Source organism: Chitinispirillales bacterium (genome assembly GCA_031254455.1).
Taxonomy (GTDB): Bacteria; Fibrobacterota; Chitinivibrionia; order Chitinivibrionales; family Chitinivibrionaceae; genus WRFX01.
Map to the genome: position 1 here is coordinate 1 of JAIRUI010000099.1, position 25739 is coordinate 25739.

20 protein-coding genes and 1 pseudogene are annotated in these 25739 nt (G+C 38.6%); 14 read left to right on the forward strand and 7 right to left on the reverse strand.

The features are described 5' to 3' along the window. Window positions 1-217: 217 nt before the first annotated feature. Window positions 218-2128, reverse strand: a complete 1911-nt coding sequence (locus LBH98_07645) for a DNA topoisomerase IV subunit A (protein MDR0304619.1) — start codon at window positions 2126-2128, stop codon at window positions 218-220. A gap of 169 nt (window positions 2129-2297) precedes the next feature. On the opposite strand from LBH98_07645, the gene glgA reads away from it, so the two are divergent. From glgA to LBH98_07675, 6 genes are all read left to right on the forward strand, one after another. Next, window positions 2298-3830 carry a glycogen synthase GlgA gene (glgA, locus tag LBH98_07650; protein MDR0304620.1) on the forward strand — a complete coding sequence of 511 codons (1533 nt, stop codon included), beginning with the start codon at window positions 2298-2300 and terminating at the stop codon, window positions 3828-3830. Then, window positions 3827-5500 carry an SLBB domain-containing protein gene (locus LBH98_07655; protein MDR0304621.1) on the forward strand — a complete coding sequence of 558 codons (1674 nt, stop codon included), beginning with the start codon at window positions 3827-3829 and terminating at the stop codon, window positions 5498-5500. The genes glgA and LBH98_07655 overlap by 4 nt, the downstream gene beginning before the upstream one ends. A gap of 10 nt (window positions 5501-5510) precedes the next feature. Continuing rightward, complete coding sequence (locus LBH98_07660; GenBank protein ID MDR0304622.1) at window positions 5511-6704, forward strand: hypothetical protein; 1194 nt, start codon at window positions 5511-5513, stop codon at window positions 6702-6704. 76 nt (window positions 6705-6780) lie between these two features. Continuing rightward, the gene (locus tag LBH98_07665; GenBank protein MDR0304623.1) at window positions 6781-8796 is read left to right on the forward strand and encodes a chorismate-binding protein; all 2016 of its coding nucleotides are present in this window, start codon (window positions 6781-6783) and stop codon (window positions 8794-8796) included. Continuing rightward, window positions 8796-9554: an indole-3-glycerol phosphate synthase TrpC gene (gene trpC / locus LBH98_07670; protein MDR0304624.1), complete on the forward strand. Its 759-nt coding sequence runs from the start codon at window positions 8796-8798 to the stop codon at window positions 9552-9554. Before LBH98_07665 ends, trpC begins: the two co-directional genes overlap by 1 nt. Before the next feature lie 15 nt (window positions 9555-9569). Further along, complete coding sequence (locus tag LBH98_07675) at window positions 9570-10418, forward strand: geranylgeranylglycerol-phosphate geranylgeranyltransferase (GenBank protein MDR0304625.1); 849 nt, start codon at window positions 9570-9572, stop codon at window positions 10416-10418. 10 nt (window positions 10419-10428) lie between these two features. Here LBH98_07675 and LBH98_07680 read toward each other — a convergent pair whose 3' ends face one another. The 5 genes from LBH98_07680 to LBH98_07700 form a co-directional block, all read right to left on the reverse strand. Next, entirely contained in the window at window positions 10429-10608 is a 180-nt protein-coding gene (locus LBH98_07680; protein MDR0304626.1) for a hypothetical protein, read from the reverse strand. Between the two features lie 89 nt (window positions 10609-10697). Then, window positions 10698-12272 (reverse strand): N-6 DNA methylase, encoded by a 1575-nt coding sequence (locus LBH98_07685; GenBank protein MDR0304627.1) that lies wholly within the window; start codon window positions 12270-12272, stop codon window positions 10698-10700. Next, on the reverse strand, window positions 12272-13372 hold the full coding sequence (locus LBH98_07690; GenBank protein MDR0304628.1) for an AccI family restriction endonuclease: 1101 nt from the start codon (window positions 13370-13372) through the stop codon (window positions 12272-12274). The genes LBH98_07685 and LBH98_07690 overlap by 1 nt, the downstream gene beginning before the upstream one ends. Window positions 13373-13519: 147 nt before the next feature. Then, the gene (cadA, locus tag LBH98_07695; protein MDR0304629.1) at window positions 13520-15415 is read right to left on the reverse strand and encodes a cadmium-translocating P-type ATPase; all 1896 of its coding nucleotides are present in this window, start codon (window positions 15413-15415) and stop codon (window positions 13520-13522) included. Next, complete coding sequence (locus LBH98_07700; protein MDR0304630.1) at window positions 15416-15787, reverse strand: metalloregulator ArsR/SmtB family transcription factor; 372 nt, start codon at window positions 15785-15787, stop codon at window positions 15416-15418. It abuts the gene before it with no gap. Window positions 15788-15943: 156 nt separating this feature from the next. On the opposite strand from LBH98_07700, the pseudogene LBH98_07705 reads away from it, so the two are divergent. The 8 genes and pseudogenes from LBH98_07705 to queD all read left to right on the forward strand — a co-directional run bounded on the left by LBH98_07705 (window position 15944) and on the right by queD (window position 24319). Further along, window positions 15944-16326 (forward strand): annotated as a pseudogene (locus tag LBH98_07705) (HEPN domain-containing protein). Further along, window positions 16305-16619 (forward strand): nucleotidyltransferase domain-containing protein, encoded by a 315-nt coding sequence (locus LBH98_07710; protein MDR0304631.1) that lies wholly within the window; start codon window positions 16305-16307, stop codon window positions 16617-16619. The pseudogene LBH98_07705 and the gene LBH98_07710 overlap by 22 nt, the downstream one beginning before the upstream one ends. 446 nt (window positions 16620-17065) lie before the next feature. Beyond that, the gene (locus LBH98_07715; protein MDR0304632.1) at window positions 17066-17302 is read left to right on the forward strand and encodes a hypothetical protein; all 237 of its coding nucleotides are present in this window, start codon (window positions 17066-17068) and stop codon (window positions 17300-17302) included. 189 nt (window positions 17303-17491) lie between these two features. Next, window positions 17492-18487, forward strand: a complete 996-nt coding sequence (locus LBH98_07720) for an IS1595 family transposase (protein ID MDR0304633.1) — start codon at window positions 17492-17494, stop codon at window positions 18485-18487. A 318-nt stretch (window positions 18488-18805) separates the two neighbouring features. Then, entirely contained in the window at window positions 18806-20443 is a 1638-nt protein-coding gene (locus LBH98_07725) for a hypothetical protein (protein MDR0304634.1), read from the forward strand. Window positions 20444-20846: 403 nt separating this feature from the next. Then, a complete protein-coding gene (locus tag LBH98_07730) occupies window positions 20847-21848 on the forward strand; it encodes a LysM peptidoglycan-binding domain-containing protein (protein ID MDR0304635.1) in 1002 nt (333 codons plus the stop codon). 4 nt (window positions 21849-21852) lie between these two features. Further along, window positions 21853-23928, forward strand: a complete 2076-nt coding sequence (locus LBH98_07735; GenBank protein MDR0304636.1) for an InlB B-repeat-containing protein — start codon at window positions 21853-21855, stop codon at window positions 23926-23928. 16 nt (window positions 23929-23944) lie between these two features. Further along, a complete protein-coding gene (gene queD, locus LBH98_07740) occupies window positions 23945-24319 on the forward strand; it encodes a 6-carboxytetrahydropterin synthase QueD (protein ID MDR0304637.1) in 375 nt (124 codons plus the stop codon). 16 nt (window positions 24320-24335) lie between these two features. On the opposite strand, the gene LBH98_07745 is transcribed toward queD, so the two are convergent. Next, entirely contained in the window at window positions 24336-25739 is a 1404-nt protein-coding gene (locus tag LBH98_07745) for a sugar porter family MFS transporter (GenBank protein ID MDR0304638.1), read from the reverse strand.

The window sequence follows — 25739 nt, forward strand, 5'->3', positions numbered from 1 at the left end:
ATTGAACACTATGCCGGATTTTACTGTGTTACAACTTCCACAATGTCTGCAATTCATAACTCACCTCACAAAAAAACAATACAAATATAATAAAAGGTATAATCAATTAGCAAGCCCTAGTTGTTGCTAAATCTTCGTAATCATAATACTATTGAATATCTTGGAACTTGGGAACAGTTAAACAATCCTAATTTCAAACCCCTCGAAATAAAAAAGTTTATACGTTTTTTTTCCACTCAATTCCGTCAATCGCTTTATCGGTAATCTTGTAACCTCTCGCCGAAACGCCTTTTATAGAATAATCCGGAATTTTACAATGTTCCGCAGTTTTTTTCATTTTGGGAATATAAACCAAATTCACGATAAACGTCCCGTCGGCTTCCGTGGTAAGTTCTAACAATTCACAGTTTTTGTCCGGTAAAATCGAATATTCTTTGTTATTCATCGTTTTTTCGATTTTGAAACGCTTTATATATAAAACTCCGTCCGAATTTTTATACAAAGCGGTAAATACGACATTTGTCGCCGCAACTTCCGCCAATTCGATAAAACGCACTCTGTAGCCGACAAATATTTTTTCTGGAACGTCGATAACCTTATAAGTTCCATTTTTGTCAATATATATAATTTTGTCGTAAACAGAAACTTTGCAGCGAATAGGACCTTCTTTTAGTTCATATCCCAAATAACCGTTATTTCCGTTATATCGCAAATCCTTATCGCGAATAGCCACATCTTTTGCCGACACTCTGTCCATTTCTAAAATTTCGGTTTTTCTAGGATATAAATGCCCGTACTTCTTATCTAAATTTTCAACCCAGTCGATTGCGTAACCGACAATGTTTTTAAGCAGTTTTTCGATTTCCGACAGACGCTTTTTAATGTCGCTTATCTCTTTTTTATTTTTTTCTATATCGTAAAGTGAAATTCTGCGAATCGGAATTTGAAGAAGACGTTCGACGTCGTCGTCGGTAATTTCCCGTCCTACTTCTTCAGTAAACGGAATAAAACCGTCTTTTACCGAATTGTTTATTTCTTTTTGCGTTTTCATCTCTTCGATTTTTTTGTAAATTCTTTCAACGACAAAGATTCTTTCTATCGTACGCAAATGCAATTTTTGCGTCAAACTGTATTTTTCAAGATTTAATTCCGCTTCAAGTATCTCTTTTAACTGCTCTGCGCTGTCTTTTACTACTTCGCTTACCGTCATAACTACCGGATGATTTTGTTTTATAAGAAGCGAATTTACGGAAACCGATTTTTCGCAGTCGGTAAAAGCATAAAAAGCGTCAATAATTTCGCTTGCGTAAAAACCGCGTTTAAGTTTAATTTCTATTTCGACCTTTTCGCTTGTAAAGTCGGTGATTTTGCTCACCATAATTTTATTTTTTTTCGCCGCCTCGTCAATCGATTTAATTAACAAATCGGTTGTAATGTCACAGGGTATTTCTTTGATTACTACGGTCTTATCGTCAATCACTTCTATTTTTGCGCGCGATAAAATTTTCCCCACCCCATCCTTATAATCCGAGACGTCTATGTATCCTCCCGTCTGAAAATCCGGATATAATTCAAACGGCTCGTTTCTGAGCGCGGATTTCAGCGCCGAAAGCACCTCATGAAAATTATGCGGAAGAATTTCGGTCGCCATTCCTACCGCAATCCCTTTCGCCCCTAAAACAAGCGCGACGGGAATTTTTGCAGGAAAATACATCGGCTCGTCCTCGCGCCCGTCGTAATTCGGTTCAAATTGCGTAATTTCCGGATTGTATAAAATCTCTTTGGCAAGCGGAGTGATTCGGCATTCAATATATCGCCCGGCGGCTGCGCCGTCGCCGGTATAAATATTTCCAAAATTCCCCTGCTTTTCAATAAAAAGATTTTTGTTTGCAAGAACGACCAGCGCTTCAAAAATTGACGCGTCTCCGTGCGGATGAAACTTCATCGTCTGCCCTACAACGTTGGCTACTTTGTGAAATTTTCCGTCGTCCATTTTGAATAAAGTATGTAAAATCCGCCTCTGTACTGGCTTTAACCCGTCTTCGACGTAAGGAATCGCTCTATCTTTTATAACATAAGATGCATATTCAAGAAAACTCAAATCATATAAATCTTTAACGTACGCCATTTCGTTTATCCTCCAATACTTACAAAAATAATTTTTGGATATCGAATGTTCGAGAATAATGAATAAAAAATAAAATTTCTTTTTTATTCCGTTTCAAACTTTGAAATAAATTATTTTCATGAAGATTTAATTTCGAATTATTTTACAGCGTTAAAATAAAGAGGTTATTATGAACGTTTTATTTATTGCGTCGGAAGCGGTTCCTTTCGCCAAAACTGGCGGGCTTGCCGATGTTGTTTCTTCTTTGGCGGCTTATTTGCAGACAAACGGGCACGATGTCAGAGTGGCGATCCCGTATTACAAGGCTATAAAAGAAAAAAGCGGATATACAGACGATAAATTCAATGTAAAACAAATTTTGGGCTCGTTTTGCGTCCACATGGGAAACGCACAGGAACAGTGGTGCGGATTGTACGAGACGATAGGATTCGGCGACGTTAAAGTTTGGCTTATAGAATCCGACAATTTTTTCAACCGCGACGGGCTTTATCACGATAAAAACTACAATGACTTTATCGATAATCCCAGCAGATTTGCGTTTTTATCCAATGCGGCGATTCAAGCGTGTATAGACGTTCAATTTTCACCGGATATCGTTCATGTACACGATTGGCAGTCGGCTTTGGCGCTCGCATATATAAAAACGTGGTATTGGAACAACCCAGCTGTCGCAAGAGCGGCTGGGGTTCTTACGGTTCATAACGCACAGTATCAGGGAAATTACGACAGAGGAAATTACAGTTATATGGGATTCGGATGGGAACATTGGACTTCGGATAAATTTGAGGATAACGGACGAATAAATATGCTCAAAGCCGGAATAAGCTTCGCCGACGCCGTTAATACCGTAAGTCCGACGCACGCAAAAGAAATTTCTTCTCCTTATTCGGAGTTTGGGCTCGCGCCGTATTTCAACGCAAAAGGAGAGTACTTTTGCGGAATATTGAACGGAGTCGATTACAACGAATGGAATCCGCAAAAAGATACATATATAAAATCACATTTTTCGTCAAAAAATTTGACTGGCAAAACAAAATGCAAAGAAGATTTACAAAAAAGATTTAATTTGGAAATAAATAACGATATTCCGGTTATCGGAATAGTCGGACGTATGGCGGCGCAGAAAGGCTACGACATTGTGGCGCCGGTTTTAGAAAAAATTTTGTGCGAATTCGCCGTGCAATTAGTTATAGTAGGTAGCGGCGACAAAGGATTGGAAGGATATTTCGGCTGGCTTCCGTCAAGATACGGTGGAAAATTTGGTTCGTGGATAGGATACAACAACGAAATGGCTCACATAGTCGAGGCGGGTTCGGATATGTTCTTGATGCCGTCTCGTTTCGAGCCGTGCGGACTCAATCAAATGTATTCTTTAAAATACGGAACGCTTCCGATTGTCCGCAGAGTCGGCGGTTTGGCGGATTCGGTCGACAATTACAATCAAAACACCGGAAACGGAACCGGTTTCGTGTTTGACGACGCGTCTCCACAGGCGATTTACGGTACAATCAAATGGGCGGTAGAAACGTGGTATGATCGCAGAGAACATTTCATAGGAATGCAAAAACGAGCGATGGAAGTTGATTTTTCATGGGATGTCGCCGGAAAACAATACGTTGAGTTATACCATAAAGCAAAGGTCGCCCGCGCCGAATACGACAATAAATTCATTAATAACAAGAAAAAGAGAGCGGAAAAGTGAGATGTGAAAAAAATAGAACCGTTGCAATAATTATAATTTTCGCTTTTTTTGAAATTTACTCACAGGTAAGCGCCGCCGCATTAAGCGGCATCAATCTGCCGGACGTGTACACTGGAAAAACATCGCAGCAACAGCAAGTCAATTCCACGTTAAATTTGCAAACTACGCAGAATATTGCGACGGACGAAATTCAATCCGACATCTTTTATTATCAAAGCGCCGAATCGTACATTGACGAAAACAATTACTATCTGGGAAGCGGCGATGTTCTTAAAGCGGTTATTTGGGCTGTATCGGAAACAGCGCTAAATATTTCCGTCAGCGGCGAAACCTGTATTATTCCGACAGTAGGGGCGCTTGACATCGGTTCTATTCCGCTCAAAGACGCAAAAGAAAAAATTGCTCAGCTTATAAAAAAGAAATACAAAGCCGACAGAGTCGATATTTTTTTGAGTAATGTGAAGAATGTAAATATTCAAGTACAGGGACAAGTCGCAATACCGGGAAACCACACCGCCGCCGGAAATATGAGCGTTTCGGCGTTCATTGAATACATAGGCGGAACAAGTCTTGACGCTAATTTGCGCGAGATTAAACTTATACATCCAAAATACGGAACGCGAGTCGTGGATATTTTGAAATCCAACAGAATTATCGGATATTCGGAAGAAGTGATGCGAAACGGCGACAGACTTTTCGTCCCGCGAAGAGATCTATTAATTTCGATAAACGGGGCGGTACAATACGGCGGAAATTACGATTTTGTCGATGGCGACAAACTTTCGGACATAATAAATATCAGCGGCGGAATTTTGGCTTCGGCGGACAGTTCGCGAATAATCGTCACGAGATTCGTCGGCGAAAAAGACACAACCGTGAAAATCACGGTAAATCTCAAAGACGCGGATAGTTTCGCACTCGAAAAAGACGACATGATAACGATAAATAGAAAATCCGAATATCGTCCGATTCGTCAGGTGGAAATTTTCGGTGAAGTGTGTTTCCCAGGCATTTATTCTATCATAGAAAACCAAACCCGCTTGATTGAAATTATCAAATTAGCAGGAGGACTTACCGATAATGCGTTTTTAGGCGCAAGTAAAATTATCCGCCAAAATTTTATCGACGCGGGTGAAAACGAGCGTCAAAAACTATTATCCGCCAATGGAAAAGTTTTAATTTCTCCAAGCGAAAGCAACTATTTGAAATACCGGACGGACGCACGCACGAAAGTAAGCATTGATTTCGCTAATTTGCCGGACGAAAATACCTTAAAAAACATTTTACTTCACGAAGGCGACAAAATAATAATCGAAAAAAAATCTGGAACCGTAAATGTTATGGGAGCGGTTGTGCGTCCAGGGCTTGTACAGTTTGACGAAAACAAAAAATTTGACTATTATGTCGAGCAAGCAGGCGGATATAAGTCCGATGCGATAAAGAAAAACGTCCGGGTAATTAAAGCCGGAACGGAAGTTTGGCTTCGTCCCAGTCAAGTCAATAATATCGAACACGGCGATGCGATTTGGGTTCCGGAAAAAGATTACGTGTCAAAAATGGAAACACAGCAAAGCGTATCAATTGCGAGCGGAGTTCTGAGTGTTATCGGAAGCATTGCGACCGTCGTAACGGCGGCAATAACCGTGATCTCGTTTGTTCAGAAAGAATAGGGTTTTAAAAATGGATAATGAAGTAAATTTGCTTGACTTATTAATAATTTTAGCAAAACAAAAAACAAAAATTATAGTTTCTGGAATAATTATCGCAGTTACGGTATTTGCAGGGATTTCGTTTTTTCCGAAATATTACAAATCACAAGTGGTATTTTTGCCGCGTGGAAACTCTTCCTCAATGCTTACGCCGTTTTTAGGAGGCGTTTCGATGAGCGATTTCATAGGCGAGAATCCGTTTTCTAAGAGGCAATACATTGAAATTTTAAATTCACGCCATATTGTAGAAGCGACAATAGAAGAATTTGACTTAATTAAATATTACGAACAACATAAAAACAAAATAAATCCGCTTGATAAGACGATTAAATTATTAAAAAAAGATATTAAAATCGACATTGAGGAAGAAGGCGGTTTGGGAATTACCGACGTTTTATCCATTTCGCTTTCGGTTTCCAACAAAAATCCGCAGACCGCCGCCGATATAGCCAATTTTATGATAAAAAAATTGGAGGAAAGAAGCAGGGAAATTTATTCTCAAAGTTTTGCCGGCGCAATTAACTTTTTAGACAAACAAGTCGAAGAAAGCATCGTAAAATCGCGTAACGCCAACACGGAACTTGAGAATTTTCAAAAAGCGAACAATATTTACAGTTTACAAACGCAGATTGATTTATCGCTTTCGACTTACGCCGCAAACCTTGCCGAAATCAGTGTCGCGGAAAAGCAAATTGAGATTCTGCAATTGACGCAATCGTCTTCGAGTTCTTCAATAATTACTTTGAAAAATCGAATTTCCTATATGAAAAAGCAGAATAAGAAAATTGAAACCGACGGCTACGGAAGTATTTACCCGGGGTTAAGTAGCGTAATTGATTTATCCGACCAATACACGCAACTTACGCTGAATTCAAGAATGTACGAACAATTGAAGACGTTGCTTTTGCAGCAGAAATTGAATACGCAAATAAAAATGGAACGTGATTATTCTACGATTTACGTTATTGATTACGCCCGTCCGGCGCAATACAAATACAAACCGAAAAGAGTCAAATATTGCATCATTGTTCTGGCTCTTTGGTACGCGTACTTAATTCCTTCAATAATTATCAAAGATATTTTTGAAAAACTTCCGGAGAACGATCCGACAATACAGAAAATTACCGAATTCAAAAAAACGCTGAGTTTCGGAAAAAAAAGATAAAATTTTTATTTTTTTCTTGACAACGATGATTGCGTTAAACTATTTCTCTACTACAAATAGAAACAAAAGGCGATTTATGAAAATTCTACTGATAGATAATTACGACTCGTTTGTGTTCAATGTGAAGCAATACATTTTGGAATTGGGGCACGAAACGATTTGCATTCGCAACGATAAAATTACGGTTGATGAAATCAAAGATCTCGGGGTTTCGGCGATTGTTCTTTCACCCGGTCCAAAAGCGCCGAAAGATGCAGGAATTTGTTTGGAAGTTATTCGAAAATTTGCAGGGAAATTGCCAATTTTCGGAATTTGTTTGGGACATCAGGCGATAGGCGAGGCTTTCGGTGGAAAAATTATTCACGCAAAAGAATTGATGCACGGAAAAACAGGAATTATCCGTTCGCTTAAAAAGGGAATTTTTGAGAAATTCGACGATTTCAATGCGACCCGTTACCATTCGCTTGCTATAGAACGCAAAACGCTTCCGGATTGTTTAGAAATTACCTGCGAAACCGACGACGGTGAAATTATGGGGGTTCGGCACAAAGAATTTTTGATAGAAGGCGTACAGTTTCATCCCGAATCCGTTATGACTCAGAACGGGCGCGAAATATTAAAAACTTTTTTTGACCGCATCAATTGCCCAAAAACACAAGAAATCGAGTTTGTTAAACCTAAATTAGAATTTTTTGATTTATTTCGTGAATTTTATTTGAATTTCGGCAGTGAAAACGTGTGCATTTTAGATTCCGCACGAGGTCCCGATATAGACCGCAACAACAGCGTTATCGGCTTGTTTGCAAAATTTGATTTGACGATTTACAAAGGGAAAATGAAATTTGAAAGTAAATACGACGAATTGAAAAACAAATTTGCGCAGGAGTTTTCTGATATTTATGATAAGCAAAGCGATGAATTTGTACTTGGAAGTTTAATTTTTTCGGATATTTTTGTTCGTCTGAAAAAGATTTTTGGGACAGAAAACAAAAATTTAAATTTCTCAAACGGTTTAATCGGCTACTTCGGATACGAATACGCGCATTATTTAGAAAAAATTCGACGCGAAAATATCGCCGACTTGTCAATGCCGGACGTACATTTGTGCTTTTATTCAAATTTGCTTATTCAAAATACAAAAGATAACTCCACCAGAATGATTTCCAACTACATTACCAACGATGTCGGAATAGAAAAATGCAAAATTGTGGAATTTATTGAACAAAAAGACTGTATTTCCTTTAGCAAAGATTACAAGATTAAAACCGGCGGCATTGAGAATTCTATGTCTGAGAATGATTTTTTCGATAAAGTGAAAATCGCTAAAGAATATATTTTTAACGGCGATATTTTTCAGGTACAACTTGGAAACCGCAAGAAAATTACGACAAATGCCGCCGCAATCGACATTTACAGCAAAATCCGCAAAAATAATCCGTCGCCGTATATGTTTTTCTGGGAAAGAAACGGTTATTGCCTCATAGGAAATTCGCCGGAATTACAACTAAAAGTTGAAAACCAATATATGGAAATCCGCCCGATTGCCGGAACAAGCAAAGGGAAAGGAAAAAACGAAACCGAACGCAAAAAATTACTTGACGATTTGATTTCAAGCCCGAAAGAGCGCGCGGAACACATTATGCTTGTCGATTTGGCGAGAAACGATATAGGAATTCACGCCGAAACAGGAAGCGTAAAAGTTGAAAAACTATTAAGCGTCGAAGAATATTCAAACGTATTCCACATCGTTTCAATCGTAAGCGGAAAGATACCGCCGGATTGCAATAATATGAAACTTTTTGAAGCGTCTTTTCCAGCCGGAACGCTGACCGGAGCGCCGAAAGTTAGAGCGATGGAAATTATCCAGGAATTAGAAAACTATGAGCGCGGAGTTTATGGCGGAGCTTTCGGATTTTTTGATTTTAACGGAAATATTTTATCGTCTATCGCAATACGCACTGCGATAAAAATCGGCGAAAACGTATATTTCCAATCGTCGGCGGGAATAGTTGCGGATTCAAATCCAATGGACGAATGGAATGAAACACAATTTAAGACGGACGCGATAAAATCGGTGATTGAGGGGGAATAATGGAATTTTTAGAGAAAATATTAGTTCAAAAACGGCTTGAAATTGCAAAAATGACGGATGAAACGCCAAAAGAATTGCGAAAAACATATTCGTTTGTACAGCATTTACGAAAAAACGGCGAAAAAATTCAGATAATCGGCGAAGTTAAGCGGGCATCGCCGTCGCAAGGGGATATAAATACGGGCGTCAATATTGTCGAGCAGGCAAAGATTTACGAAAGATCAGGAGCGGCGGCAATTTCGGTTTTGACGGATGAAGTGTTTTTTAAAGGAAATATCGACGATTTACGCAATGTAGCGGCGGCGGTAAAAATTCCCGTACTTAACAAAGATTTCATCTTAGATAAAAAACAAATAAATAGAGCCATAAATTCCGGTGCGACAATAATTTTACTGATTACAGCGGCTCTTAAAAAAAGCGAATTGGAATTTCTGTATAATTACGCAAAAAATTTAGGTTTGGAAATTCTTGTCGAAGTGCATAACTTAGAAGAATTGCGAATTGCCGAAAGCATAAACGCCGAAATTATCGGCGTGAATAATCGAAATTTAAAAACTTTTGTCATAGATTTGCAAACGAGCGTAGATTTGGCAAAAGAATTTTCTACGAACGCCGTTCACATAAGCGAAAGCGGGATGAGAACCGCAGACGACGTAAAAATGATTTGCACTCAATTCAATGCGATTTTAGTCGGTGAAACACTTATGCGTTCTGAAAATCCTGCCGAAAATATCGCCGAATTTAAAGTTTTAAGATAAAAAGAGTCTTTTTAGATGAAACCGACGTACATGATTTTCAGAAATTTATCTTATTTTTTTCAAATTGTCAGAGTTGAAAACGCATTGATTGCATCTGTCGGAATTGCGCTCGGATGGCTTTATTGCAATAACAGTTTACCTGTAAGCGATTTGTTCTTTAGGGTGTTAGCCGGATTTTTCGCTCTTGGCTATGGAAATATTATTAACGACATTTGCGACATAAAAACCGACAAAATTTCTCATCCGAACCGCTTGCTTGTTTCTGGGGAAATAACTTTGAGATTCGCTGTTATATCCGCGATTATCTGTTTTGTTTTTTCGATACTTGCAGGATTCTTTTCATCTTTTGAATTAGGTATGGCGACACTTATTCCAATTTTTATTCTGACGCTTTATTCCGCCAGACTTAAAGGAACTCCGTTTATCGGAAACTTTACGGTCGCTTTGCTTACCGGATACACATTGTTTTTCGGCGGGTTTGGCGACAACGCGACAAAAATATTGTTTCCGGCGATTTTGGCGTTTTTGTCTAATTTTGCAAGAGAAATAGTTAAAGATTTGAATGATGAAGAAGGCGATAAATCCGCCGGATTAAAAACTACTTCGTCTATTTCTTTAAGATATGTAAAAGCGGTTATTTATCTGCAATTTATAGCGTTTATTACTATTTCTTTCTTACCGTATTTTATGAACATGCTCGGAAAAACATACTTGCTTATTAACGTTTCTTTTATTGTCGCGATACATTTTTTATACATAAAGTACTTTAATGAAAAAAGATACAAGAAATCGGCGAACGCGCTTAAAATCCAAATGATTTTAGGACTTTTTGCTATAACCGCCGACTTTTTCTGGAATTTATAAACGGAAATTATTAATTACTTGTTAAATGCCAACCGGCATTGTAAGGACAAGGATATACTCTGAGTGTTATTCCACTTTCCAAATTACGATGATTCGCCGCATCAAACGCCTCCTCTTGCGAAGCGTACAAATTCTTTGCCTGCCCGTTTTTTCCTATGCAATAAGGACAATATTTCTTTTTATTAAACATCCTGTTTGCCTTCGTTTAAGGTTAAATTTTCATATTAGAAAAAGAAATTTATCTGTAAGGAAAATACGGGACTTAGAAAATAACTAAAACTAAACCGCAAAATTCTTTACAAGTACTGCATCTATTTCATTAACAAACTGCCAATCATTTTTATTCTTATTTTCACAATATAACATTTCAATTTTGCTCTTGTTATTTTCGGATAATTTACTTAAATCTAACATTTTTCCATTATTCAAATCATTAGGCTCAAATTTTTGTAGTCCGTTGCCGTATTCGCGACTATTGTCTTCAAAAATTTGTCGGGCGGTATTTGTCAACAGATAGGCAAACAATAAATTGATTGAAATATCTGAAAACAGATTTGATTGCGGATAAATGCAATGAAAAGTCGTAAGATTGGAAACATTGGCTTCATTGCGAACAAAGCGTAACCCTGTACGGTTAAAAACCGAAACCCAAATTGGCGCAGGCGTTCTCTTTTCCAATGAATACCACGGATTACGGCTTGCTGTTAAAAACTTTTTGTTAATTTCTTCCCGTTCACCTTTGAGCAAATATTTAACGACATTCGTGTTGTCAGAATTTACAGCATTTATAAGAAATACATTTTTATCTTTTTGTTTTAATTCCTCAAAGTCGGATTTAGTAAAGAAATTTCCCTGTACACCTGTAGAATGGCAAATACACGGCAGTAAATAATGCTCGTCAATGCCATATCTTCTGGCTTTTGAAAGATTAAACGAGAAATAATCATTTGCTCCGGTTGCAATACCTCTTACTACTTTTGCGTAAGTTGAAAACGGTATAAGATTTTTAAATTTATGTCCATTCTGCGGTTGATAATAAGTTTTCCATTTGCATTCAGGGTCGAGTTCAGAAAATGAATAACTATTTGAATTAGCAGATAATCTGGAATAATCGACAATCAGTTTTTCAATGACGTTTAGTTGAGCGACGGATTGTATATTTGTAAACTGTACCCTGTCTGTTCGGTTATCATTTGCGCAAAGAATTATTGAAGCAGTCGTCAAAGCGTCGTCAAAAACATTTTCTTCAAAATCAAAAACAATGATATGTCGCAATGTGCCTGTTTTGAGTAAATGAGTTTTAACTAACTTTCCATAATCCGAATTTAGAAACTCCGAAGGTATTATATAAGCGCATCGCCCGTTAGGTTTTAGCTGATATATAGATTTCAGCAAAAAAAGAGTGTAAAGATTAGTAAAACCGTTTAACCTGCATTTCAAATTTGTTTCTATTTCTTTTAAAACGTTTTTATTATCATAGTCGTGAAATTTGAAATATGGCGGATTACAAATAATACCGTCGTATTTATTTTGCCAGTCATTGTACATGTAATTCTCTGGTAGCAAATTTATTTTTTCCATTCCGGAAAATTCTTTTTTGGCTCTTTCAAGAATCAGGTTATCAATTTCAAAACCTTTGATTTGAACATTGCTTTTCTTTGATAGTAACACTCTTGAAAAGACGCCCAAGCCAAAAGCAGGTTCTAAAACTGTTTGCAAATTTTCATTTCCAAGCAACCATTCGATCATCAATTCGGCGACAGGATATGGCGTAAAAAATTGAGCGAATTTTTTACGGTGTCCCAATGGCACTGTATTTGAATAATCTGCTTCTATAGTAATTTTGGCGTTCATTAAAAATATTCGTTTTTAATTTCTAAAATTTTTTTAAGATTGTCAATATCAAGATACGCCGTTCCGCCCTTAAAAGTAACATAAAACAGCAATCGTCCCCTATCCATTTCTTTGCGAACACTCTTATGGTCGGGTTCGACAACTTTTGAGGCAATTTCGACACCTGATTTTGAATTGATTTTAACTGTTGTTTTATTTTGATTTTTTGTGTCCGATTCTACCGAAAAAATTACGCCGTCATTATCGGGATTAGAGATAATTTGCAAAATTTGCTCAAATGAAATACCGTAAACTTTATCAAAAAACACCTGAAAATAGAAATGCGGAACATTAAAAATTTCAATCCATTTATAAACCACTTTTATGTCTTCTACTTTTGGAGTTATGGAAAGATAATCGCGTTTCTGTATTTCTTTTATTGCAATTTTGAGTTGTTTAAACAGGTCATTCAATTGAATTAATCGCTCGCTTGACTGCCATCCCGGAACTTTGAAATCGGTAACGTTTAATGTTTTAGCGGTTATTCCATTCAGTAAATCAATGTAATTTTCCCGTGAATGATGCAATAAAATATCTTTGTATTCGACAAGGATTTTATCTTTTGTTTCCAATGCAATTTGGGTAAATTTTTCTGTCCGAAGTTGCATTGCTTCGTCATAACGGTCAATCAAGAAAGCGCTTGAGCGCACTTCTATGCCCGCAGTGGCTTTTTTGACATAATTCATTATTTGGTCGTGTGGAATACGGCTAATATCATAACCTAGATTTATATCAAAATTGGACTTTTCGAAAATCAACAAATCTGGACGTTTTCCGATTGTATCCAATTCATTTTGAAATTCCTGATAAAAGGTATCAAATCCTTCTTCCCCTGCAACTAAATCATCAGACTTACCATATTTTACTGCAATATAATTTTGAGAAGTTTCATTAATAGCACGTGTAATGAGGTTTTCCGCCCAATCACCCTGTTCTTTATTTGTGATAAAATTTGACGATGCTTGAGTAGGAGTACGTGCAATGTCTCTTGGTTGCGAAAAATCAACCAATTTCGCAGGTATTCCTTTTGTTAATTCCCTAATTTTTTCAAAATATGTCACAGTTTTCCTTTAATAATTTACTTTTCAACAAACAACTTTGTAAAAATATGTTCTGCCTGCCTAAAAAAATAAGATGGAAATTATATCTGAAAAATTTATAGTTTGATGAAGATGTATCTAATCTCCAAAACTTTATATTCTTTCACATCAACCTCTCGACGATTTTTCTTTATAGTATAACGCTCGCAGCGAATTTAAGACTGCCGCGACAGTCACTCCTACGTCGCCGACAACAGCCATCCAAATCGTCGCTATGCCAAACGCTCCCAAAACCAAAATCACTCCTTTTATTGCAAGAATCGAAACAATATTCTGCACTACTATTTTCCTTGTTTTTTTGGCGATAAAAAGCGCCGTGACAATTTTTGACGGCTCGTCGCTCATCAGTACAATATCGGCAGTCTCTACAGCGGCGTCGCTTCCGGCGGCGCCCATAGCAAAACCGATGTCGCTGACGGCGATTACCGGCGCGTCGTTTATTCCGTCGCCGACAAACGCAATTTTCCCAAAACCGCTCCTTTCGTTTTTGACTTTCAAGGCGATTTCTACTTTATCCTGTGGAAGCAAGTCTGTAAAAGATAAATCCGGCTGCAGTTTTTCGATTACATTCTCCGCGTTTTGCTTTGAATCTCCTGTCAAAACTGCGGTGAAAACTTTTAACTTTTTAAGTCTTTTTATCGTATCGACGCTGTCGGATTTCAATTTATCTGTTACGACAATATATCCTGCGAAACGCCTGTCTATCGCTATAAAAAATACCGCGCATCCTTTTGGAATATCACTGCATTCTATTTCTAAGGATTTAAGAAACGCAAAACTTCCGACAACGATTTTTTTCTTTTCAAACGATATACTTACGCCTTTCCCTGCAACTTCTTTGTAATCCGAGATTTTACCGAATTCTATTTCTTTATTGTAATGCGAAACTATCGACTTCGCAATCGGATGATTTGAAAAACTTTCGGCAAACGCGGCATATTTTAACAACTCTTCTTTTGAAGATTCGCTTACACAAACCACTTCTTCAACAGAAAATTTACCTTCGGTGAGCGTTCCTGTTTTATCGAAAATAATTGTTTTTACATCGTTAAGCGCGTCAAGAAAATTACTGCCTTTAACCAAAATTCCACGTCTTGAGGCGCAGGCGATTCCTCCGAAAAACCCGAGTGGAATCGAAACAATCAACGCGCACGGACACGAAACCACCAAAAAAACCAGCGCACGTCTTATCCATTCGCTCCAAACCGCGTTCGGAATAAAAATCGGCAAAATTGTAGCCATAAAAAACGCAATCGACATAACGATCGGCGTATAAATTTTTGCAAATTTTGTGATAAATTTCTCGGTCGCCGTCTTTTTTGCAAGCGAATTTTGAACCAAATCCAAAATCTTGGCGATTGTCGATTCTTTCTGCGTTTTTTCTACACAAAGTGTTATTAAACCGTCAATATTTATGCTACCTGACAAAGCCTGTGAGCCGGTTCCTACATATTTCGGAATAGATTCCCCCGTCAACACCGACATGTCAAGCGTAGAATTCCCTTCGACAATAACCGAATCCAAAGGAATCTTTTCGCCGGGTTTTACTATAATTTTAGCGCCTACGCAAACTTCTTCCACCGAAAATTTTTGCACCCCCCCCCTATCCGTTATTACGTTTGCGTAATCCTGACGAATATTTGCAAGAGCCGAAATTGATTTTTTAGACTTGGCGACGGCTGCGTTCTGTATCGACTCTCCTATCTTGTTAAAAAGCATAATCGCGACCGCTTCAGGAAAGGCGTTTATAAAAAACGCTCCGATTGACGCAACGCTCATCAAGAAATTTTCGTCGAAAAGTCTCCCTTTTTTTACATTCTCAAGCGTTTTAAGTAAAATATCCCATGCAAGTAAAAGATACGCCGTAAAAAAAATTCCAAATTCTATCCAATAATTAAAATTCCCGATTATTCCGACAACAAAAAGCCCGATTCCAATAAACGCAGGGATGTTAAAAAAGGAGTTTTCTTCATCGTTGCAGCAATCTTCTTCTTTTTCTTTCATTTAATTCTCCTCGTTTATGTGTGAAAGTCCGGTTTCGACGATGTCTTTTATATGCTCGTCGTCGAGCGAATAATACACGATTTTGCCTTTTTTACGAAACTTTACCAATTTTGTTTGGCGTAGCATTCGTAACTGGTGCGAAATTGCCGATTTTGTCATATTTAACAAAAATGCGATATCGCAGACGCACATTTCGGAATTGAGCAGCGCCGCAATAATTCTGATACGCGTCGAATCCGAAAACATTTTGAAAAAATCGGCAAGCAAAAACAATCGCTCGCAAACAGGCATATTTTGCGCAACGCTTTCTACGACTTCTTTATGTATCGTTTCACAATCGCATTCGGCAAAATCGTTTTCTTTGAAATCCATAAATCCCTCTTTTCTTGTAACAGTTGAACAATTGTTCAACTAATATAATATATGCCGATAACAAAAGGTAAAAAATATTTGTTTTTTGTATTTCTCACAAATATAAATATTATTTTAAAGATATTGGAAATTATGAATAGAATAGAAAGTTTTGGAATGACACAAGAAGAAAAAGTAAAATACTGGGTTGACTTAGCCGAAGAAGATTTGGCTGTCGGTGAAACGTTAGTAAAAAACGAGCATAATCTTTATGCCGTATTTATGTGTCATCAGGTAGTTGAGAAAGTATTAAAAGGGTATTTTAGAAGACACTCCGCCGTTCAGGCACGATTTTAGAGTATCTCGCTAAACAATCGGAGATTTATGATTTGCTAACCGACAATCAAAAATCGTTTATTAAAATGCTGAATCCGTTCAACGTGGAAGTCCGTTATCCTGATTATAAAAGAAGAATGGAACAATCCTTAACAAAAGAGATAACGCAAAGTATTTTTAGACAAACTGAGGAATTACTGCAATGGATGAAAAAAAAGATATAATTTCAATAGCAAAGAAATATTTGGAAACGGTTAAAGCAAGCGATTTCCCTATGCAAATAGAAAAGGCATATCTTTTCGGCTCATTCGCAAAGAGAAATCCTAATAAAGACAGTGATATTGACATTGCTTTGGTAGTAAATCACTGGGCAGGCAATTATCTTGACGTTGTTATGTCCGTCTGGGGATTACGCGATGACTTAGATATAAGAATAGAACCGCACATCGTAGTTCCCGAAGAAGATTACGCCGGATTTTTAACCGAAATTCAAAGAACCGGAATAGAATTGATATAAAACGCACTCACCTTTTGTATAAATCAAAATAAACTATAAACAATACTTTTGCATCCCTTAGAAAAAATACGCCGCAAAACGAGAAAACAAAAAATTTCTTATCTATAGAGTCTATTCAATCTTAAAATTACTTTTTATCATAAAAATAAATTATTTTACATATACCACAAAAGATGAATAGTAGGAATTAGTTTCTGCTATTTTCATCAACTTTTTTATTTTACAACAGGCATGAGCCACCTCTTTTAGGTTGTTCTGCCTGCGCCTGTTGTTTCTTTTAACGTTGGTGAATATTCATCTTTTGTGGTAAAAACTATGATTATTGGCAGAGCAGCCTTTCTTCGGTTTTACTACAGAAAAGTCGCTTCTTTCCCTTAATTCATAATGTTTTACTTGGCAATTAGTGTTATGCTTTTTTGTAAAATTTTTAATTTAAGAGGTTTTGTATGTTAAACAAAAACAGATTTTTGAAAGTAGTAGCGACAATAGCGATTGCCGCACAGATGGTATCGGCGGCGACAGACATCACCGCCAAATTCACCGACCAGAACTTTAAGGCGGTGGTGTATGAGACGATTGGGAAAACCTCACCGACTGCGATACTCGACAGTGATGTAAATAAAATTATGGGAATTATATACAATCTTCACCATCCTATTAATTCCACGTTACAAGCCGATTAAGGCTTAAACTTCAAATAAATACACTATTTGTTTTTAGCAGAAGTTTTGTTAAAGAAATTTCTGCTAAAATATTATTACATTTTACGTCATTTCGGCGTATTTGTAATTTCCAAAACTCCAAAAATAAAAGTTAATATTGAAAACTTCCATAGTAGTGAAAATCAACCTTCACTATTAAGGAGTATTCTTATGCCTAAAAAATTAACCAAAAAGCCAACTTACAAGCCAAACACGGCAATCAGTCTTTACGAATTGTTCAAAAGATTCCCTGACGAAGAAGCCGCTAGACGTTACCTTGAAAAAGATAGATGGAATGGCAAAATTACTTGTGGGCATTGTAATAGCCAAAGAATTGTAGAAACGCCGCGTAAAAACAAAGGTTACCACAAGGGATACTACCGCTGTAAAGATTGCAGAAAAGAATTTAGCGTAAGAACAAATTCTATATTTGCAGACTCAAATATTGATTTGCATATATGGTTTCACGCTTTCTATTATATGGTAACCGACAGGAAAGGTATATCTTCAATTGAATTGTCTAAAAAACTTGGCATTACTCAAAAATCTGCCTGGCACATGGAAGGCAGAATACGTGAAAGTATGGAAAAAGGAGTGTGTGATTTCTTTTTTGAAAGTATAGCTGAAGTTGAAATGGATGAAACCGGTATAGGTGGTATAGAAGAAAATAAACATCCCGATAAAAAATTGAGAAACGGTAGAGGTTCCGTTGGTAAAACTCCTCTTTTCGGCATAAAAGGAAGAAACGGCGGTAAAACGTTTATGCAAGTTGTTAAAGAAGTGAGTAAGGAAACTTTACATCCTATAATAGTTCAAAAAGTAAAACCAGGAGCGGTACTTAATACGGATCAAGCCACATGTTACTGCGGAATAGAAAAGCTGGGTTATACAAGGAAAAAAGTAAATCATAAGAAAAAAGAATATGTTAGAGGCAGTGCTTCGACAAACGGTATTGAAAGTGTCTGGGCAACGTTAAAACGCGGTATTCATGGCGTATTTCATCATGTTTCCGATAAACATTTACAAAGATACGCTAATGAGTTTGCGTTTCGTTTGAATGATGGGAATTGCAGATACGACACAATGGATAGAATTGACGGTATACTTGCCGGATGTTGGGGGAAGAAGTTATCCTATAAGATGTTGACTGGAAAAGTTGCATGGTAGAAAATGCAAAAAAACAAAGTTAATTTTTACACTTCCACGTATTTACAGTGCTAAATAAATTATTTTATCATCGCCAAAAAAGAAAGTTGTTGTGAATACTATAACCGTATTCCCTCAACCTGTGTTTTTATTGATTACTAAATATCAACGGTTACGACCTCACCCTGAGGTTGTTCTGTTTTCCGTTGGTGTTTGGTATTATCAACAGGTATACTTTCTTTTTTGGCGATTAGTAGTATAATGGGCAGAACAACCTCTCTTTCCTGGTACTTCTCCCATAAAATTAACGTTTAATCTCTAAAAGAGAGGAGTGTTCTTATGGGAAAGGTTTTTAAGGTCTTGGCGGCAATAGCGATTGTCGCACAAATGGTGGTTGGGCAAACACAGAATAATGTCCAGTACATAGACGGAAATGGCACGATGCAAACAGCTAACAATGTTACGGCTATTGATCCGTGGAATATTGAAACGATCGATAATTTGAATGGATGGTATCTTGTACGCGGAAAGTTGAATCGTATTAATACGTTCATTGTTTCAGGTACAGCACATGTTATTCTTGAAGACAATTGTAACTTGACAGTAACGGGAAGCAACGGAAATGCAGGAATAAATGTTTCAAATGGTAAAAGTTTAACGATATATGCCCAATCTACAAGTACAAGTATCGGTAAATTGACAACGAGCGGCAACGGAGGTGGAGCTGGAATTGGTGGTGGAATCAACGGCGTTAACGTTGGTACAATCACTATCAATGGAGGAGCAGTGATTGCTACAGGTAGTACACACAGTAATGGAGGTAGTGGAGGAAGTGCTGGAATAGGCGGAGGAAGCAACAACGGTGGTAGTAGAGGAGATTACGGTGGATATAATGGAGGAAGTGCTGGAAATGGTGGTGAAGGTGGAAATATTACCATAAATGGAGGAACGATTACGGCAAAAGGCGGTAGTGGCAGACAACACAATAGTTACAACGATGGATATGGCATGGGAGGTGGTAACGGAGGAAATGGAGGTAACGGAGCCGGAATTGGTGGTGGCGGAGGTAGTGGTGGTGGCGGAGGCGGGCAAGGTTTAAGCATGAGTGATGGTTTCGGCAATGGGGGTAACGGAGGGAATGGTAGCAATGGAGGCAACGGTGGGAATATCACTATTAATGGCGGAACAGTTATGGTAACAAATGGCATTGGCGGTGGCAGTGGAGGAAGTAAAGGTAACGCAGGCGGCGGTGGAGTTCAATTCGTTTTTGACGGAAACCAATACAATTGGATTTATGCTTCAGATGGGAGTGCAGGTACAAACGGCAATGACGGTGGTAGCGGCTCATTTATATTGAATGGTAACGGAGTAGTATTTGCAGACAGCGTTGGTGACAATAATGTAAATAGAAGGACTGGAGGTATTCTTTTCATTAAAAATTTCGGTGAAATTTATGGCAAAAACATTACACTTACCACTAATGTGAGCATTCCAGCAAATCATAATTTGGCTATTCCAGCAGGTGCCACCCTTACTATTTCTGCTGATGTCACACTAACCATTGCTTCTTCCGCAATGGTGAAAAACGATGGAACTATTAATGGTTGCGGTAAAATTGTCGGAAAAATTTTAGATAATCAGCCTGAATGGAATTGCAACGACACCCCTATTCATGACATCAAAAAATCTGATGGGAAATATGGAATTAAACTTGCAAACACAATTGTTTCCGACAAAGCCGAAATGAAAGTCGTTTTGCCCAATAGCGAGAAAGTTGCCGAAGCGAAAATTGTGATTTATGACAATATCGGCAATGTTGTGTTTGAGACACTTGCAAAAGACGGTAAAGCAACTTGGAATTTAACTAACAGTGCCGGAATACAGGTGGCAAACGGCACTTATTTGATTATTGTCGAGGCTAAGGGAAACAGTGGGAAAACGTATAAGTATTCGACAAAGTTAGGAATTAAGAGGTAAGTGTGGCGCCGTCATTGCTTCGCTACGCTCGCAATGACGGCACTGGGTACAAAAGCGGAGATGATTTTGTGTATGCTTCTTAAAAAATTTTGCGCCCAGCGATTTATCGCTTTAAAGGGTATTATACCCGAGCGCAAAAATTCTATCAAAGTAACGATAGCGTAAATTTTACTCCCCGCAATCGATAATCGATTGGCAAATTCCCTTGGGGAATTTCGCAGAGGTTGGGGGTTGGCGTTGGGGAAATGGCTGTTGGGAGTAAAACACAAGTAAAATGATTTGGTGTTTCTGGATTGCTTCGTTTCAAGTAGAATTTGTCTTTTTTATGTTGTAAATATAGTATATTTGATAAATAAAAATGAAGCGGAGATATAATCTTTGCATTTTAGGAAAAGGTGCAAACGTGCAAGTTGTTTTATTGCTTTTAATGTTTATTCCTATGACAGTATTTGCTCAAGGCGAACGATATGATCTATCGCTTGGCGACTATTATTATCCTAAATATAACACTCTTGACACTAATATTCCAAATTATACTATCGTCAAAGGCGACAATCTTTGGAATTTGGCTTTAAGATTTTATGACGCCGGCGTTAAATGGAGCTATATTTGGGAGCATAACAGATATATTAAAGATCCTCATTGGATTTATCCGGGGAATCCGCTTTTTATTCCTGGTCTTTCGCAAACGGTTCAACAGGAATCTTTTGATTCTTTAAACGATTACGTTGAAATTGACGTCGTCGAAACGCAAGAGTTAGTATCGATAGATATAAGTCCGGAAGTTGAAGTTGAAACTGAAACTGAGATTAATGCTGACGAAACAGAAGAAGCGGTGCCGATAGATGTAAATCCAGAAGTTAAAAGCGGTAAAAAACGCTATCGCTATTTTGTATTTTCGCTTCGTCCCGAAGCGCTTATTCGTCCAGAAAAATTTAACGAAAACTCTGTTATGGCGCTTGGCGCAAATATGGAATTAGGGGCGATAAGCGCTAAAGGCTTTTATTTTTCTTTGGATTTGAGCGGCGGAAAGTTTTATTATGGCGGCGGGTTTGATATCGGCGGATGTTTGGGCAGGAACAAAGCCGTAAAAAGCGTATTGGGAATCTGCGGCGGATACTGGAACATCGTCACAAAAGCGGATGTTAAAAAAAACGGCTATGTTTTAATAGATTCCGCAAAAGGAAATAATGTCAGTTACGGCGGCGGTTTATGGAAACTGATGTTCGGTAGAACAGGAAACTTTGACATTACAAATAAAGTTCTAATAGGACCGAAAAAAGACGATCCTGTCGATTACAGTGAAAACAGCAAAACATTTATATACGATACAAGCCTCAACTTAACGTGGTCGGCGAGTGTCGGATTTACGCTGACAAAGAAAAAGAAAAGACTTGGGAAGTGACGTTATGAGAAATATTAATGTATTACTTTTTATTTCGTTTTTTATACTTGCGTTTGTCGGTTGCAGCGATGTCGGTTACAGAACTATTGATTTAAACGACGAAACAAATTACAGCATAACCTTTGAATCTCAAGGCGGCAGTCCGTGTAAAATCGCAATGGGAAAAATCTCCGAAAATATAACATTCCCTTCTACGACTCGCGACGGCTATACTTTTTCGGGATGGTTCACCGCATCTTCCGGCGGAACAAAAGTCGGCGAGGCGAACGGTAAATACAAGATAGCCGGCGATATAACCCTGTATGCGCAATGGACGAAGATACAGTATTACACAATAATTTTTGATTCTCAAAGCGGCAGTAATTGCGAAACTAAAACCGTACAAAGCGGAGAAAGCATAAACCTACCTTCCACGACTCGCGACGGCTATACCTTTTCGGGATGGTTTACCGCGTCTTCCGGCGGAACAAAAGTCGGCGAGGCGAACGGTAAATACAAGGTAGTCGGCGATATAACCTTGTATGCGCAATGGAAACATAATGAAATAGTACTACCTGATTACACAATAATTTTTGATTCTCAAGGCGGTAGTAATTGTCCTGATATTCCTGCAAAAAACGGAGAAAGTATAACGCTTCCCGGTACAAGCAAAATTAATCACAAGTTTTCAGGATGGTTTAGTTCACCCGCCGACGGTACAAAAATAGGCGATGCAGGCGACAAATATATAGTAACGGACAATAAAACTCTATACGCTAACTGGGAACAAAACGAAGTAACGCTGCCTAGTTACACGATAACATTTGATTCCCAAGACGGTAGTAACTGTCCTGATATTCCTGCACACATAGGAGACATTATAACCCTCCCTTCTACCAGCCGTAGCGGATATACCTTTAACGGCTGGTTTACTTTGTCTTCAGGCGGTAACAAAGCGAACGAACAATATACAGTAATCGGAGATATAACTTTGTATGCACAATGGACAAAGATACAGTATTACACAATAACCTTTGACGCTCAAGGCGGCAATACCTGCTCTTCTATAACCGTACAAAGCGGACAAAACATAACGCTTCCAAATACAAGTAGAAGTAATTATACGTTTTTAGGATGGTTCACTTCGTCTTCAGGCGGCAATAGAGTAGAAAGTCCATACCAAGTAATCGGCGATGGAACTCTATACGCTCAATGGACGGAAGTAATACAATATACAGTATCGTTTAATTCACAAGGCGGGACTTCATGCTTGCAGCAAACAGTAAAAAGCGGAGAAAATATAAACCTTCCTTTTACAAGTCGTAGCGGATATACCTTTAACGGCTGGTTTACCCAAGCCGCAGGAGGCACGAAAATAGGCGATGCTGGAAGTTCGTACACTGTGACCAAAAATATAACTTTATATGCGCAATGGATTCAGGAAACACCGACTTACACGGTGTCGTTTGACACTCACGGCGGCAGTAACTTCTCGGACATTTTCGCTCATGAAGGAGACAACATAACACTTCCAACGCCCACTCGCAGCGGATACACCTTTAACGGCTGGTTTACCCAAGCCGCAGGAGGCGCAAAAATCGGCAACGGCGGCGGCTCGTACGCTGTCGTCAGCGACATAACTTTGCATGCACAATGGACACAAATAATAGAAAACTACACAATAACGTTTAACTCTCAAAGCGGAACAACGTGCGCTTCGCAAACAGTACCAAGCGGACAAAACATAACACTCCCAAACACTACAAGAGACCACTACACTTTTAATGGCTGGTACACTTCTTCAATCGGCGGAACAAGAGTCGGAGGCAGCGGCGATTCATACACGGTAACCGGCAGCATGACCTTATACGCGCAGTGGACGGCAACAAAATACACCGTAAAACTTGTGGTTTCTCAGAGCGGCACAGATCTGGGCACACAGTTTGAGGCGGAATATGGAACACTCATACCGCTTCCTCCGGCATTCGGCGGCGGTTCAAATTTTCTCGGCTGGAGCGAAACGCCGGCTGGAGCCGTAGTGTACAATGCGTGGGATATATACACGGTAGTCGGAGATAAAACTCTGTATGCGCGGTGGTAAGAAATAAGGAGTTAAAATGTTTGAAATTTCATCGGAAATAAATTTCTCGGCGGCGCATCATTTAAGAGAATATTGCGGTTCGTGCGAAAATGTACACGGACACAATTGGCTTGTTCGGGCGACGGTCCGCGCCGAACAACTTAACTCTATAGGTTTGGCTATCGATTTTAAGATTCTAAAAAAACACATAAAGTCGGTTACCGATAAATTAGACCACAGCGATTTAAACTCTATCTTTACACAGGGATACGGAAACCCGTCATCGGAAAACATAGCGAAATACATTTATCACGAATTTGCAAAATCCGTTAAACAAGAATATCCGCAAATTTACGTCCATAGAATCGATGTCTGGGAAACGCCTGGAAACTGCGCTTCGTATTTCGAATAAACACTAAGCGTTTTTACTACATATCTTCCAATTCTTTCCCTTTTGTTTCCTGAACTTTGTTTAAGACGAAAAAGAAACTGAAAATCGCAAAAAATGCGTAAATTCCGTAAGAACCTCCAAGCCCTATTCCTTTTACAAGCGACGGGAAAGTCGTACTAACGGTAAAATTTGCAAGCCACTGCACAAGCCCCGCAACCGCTAATGCCGCAGTGCGAATCCTATTATTGAACATTTCTCCAAGCATTACCCACATAACCGGCCCCCAACTCATTCCAAAAAAAATAACATAAATATTTGCCAAAACCACCGCCGTATATGCCGAAATACCGCGCAAAACAGGAACGCCGTCAGTATCGATTTGTACCGCAGTAAAAACAAACGCCATCGTCGCCAAAGAAACAAACATTCCCGCGCTTCCTATTAAAAGCAACGGTTTTCTGCCGACTTTGTCAATTAAAAAAATCGCAATAATCATCGCTAAAACGTTTATTACGCTGCTTAAAACACTCAATATCAACGACTGTTCTTCTCTGAATCCTACCGACTGCCAAAGCGTGTTCCCATAATAAAAAATAACGTTGATCCCTACAAATTGCTGCAAAGCCGCTATTGTAAGACCTGCGACGACAACAGGATAAAGCCGCATTTTTCCTTTCTCGTTTTTACAAAAAATATCTAAAATTCTTGACGATCTTCCAATTAAAATCGTCTTCTGAATATCTTGAATTTTTGTTTTAACTTTGTCCGTCTTGATTAAATTTTTCAAAACTTTTTCCGCTTCTAAAACTCTATTTTTAGCGACCAAAAAATGAGGACTTTCAGGCAAAGTCATAAGTAAAACGCCGTACAAAAACGCAGGAATACTCTCCACCCAAAACATCCAGCGCCACGCCTCAAATTTGAACCACCAATAGTTTTCTGCGCCGCCGGAATATTTTGCGATAAAGTAATTACTAAGCGCCGCTGTGAAGATACCGATAACTATCGCAAATTGCTGAAAAGTCCCCAAACGTCCGCGTCTATCGCTTGGGGCGGTTTCCGCAATATATTGCGGAACGATAACGCTTGCCGCACCTACCCCGATTCCACCAATAACACGCCAAACTATAAAATCATATATACCGAAAGAAGCGCCCGACCCTATCGCGTTGACAAAAAACAAAACCGCCGCCCAAAACATACACAATTTCTGTCCGAAACGACCGGCGAATCGCCCGCCGAAAAACGCACCGCTCGCCGCGCCGATTAGCGTAAGCGAGACCGCAAGTCCGGTTTCCCACGCCCCCGCCTCGAATTTGTGTTGAAGAGCGATTACCGCTCCGTTGATTACCGCCATATCAAATCCAAACAGAAATCCGCCGATTGCCGCAATCGCCGCAATACGTACCGCATATAAAGTTAAAACTCGTTCACTTTGCAT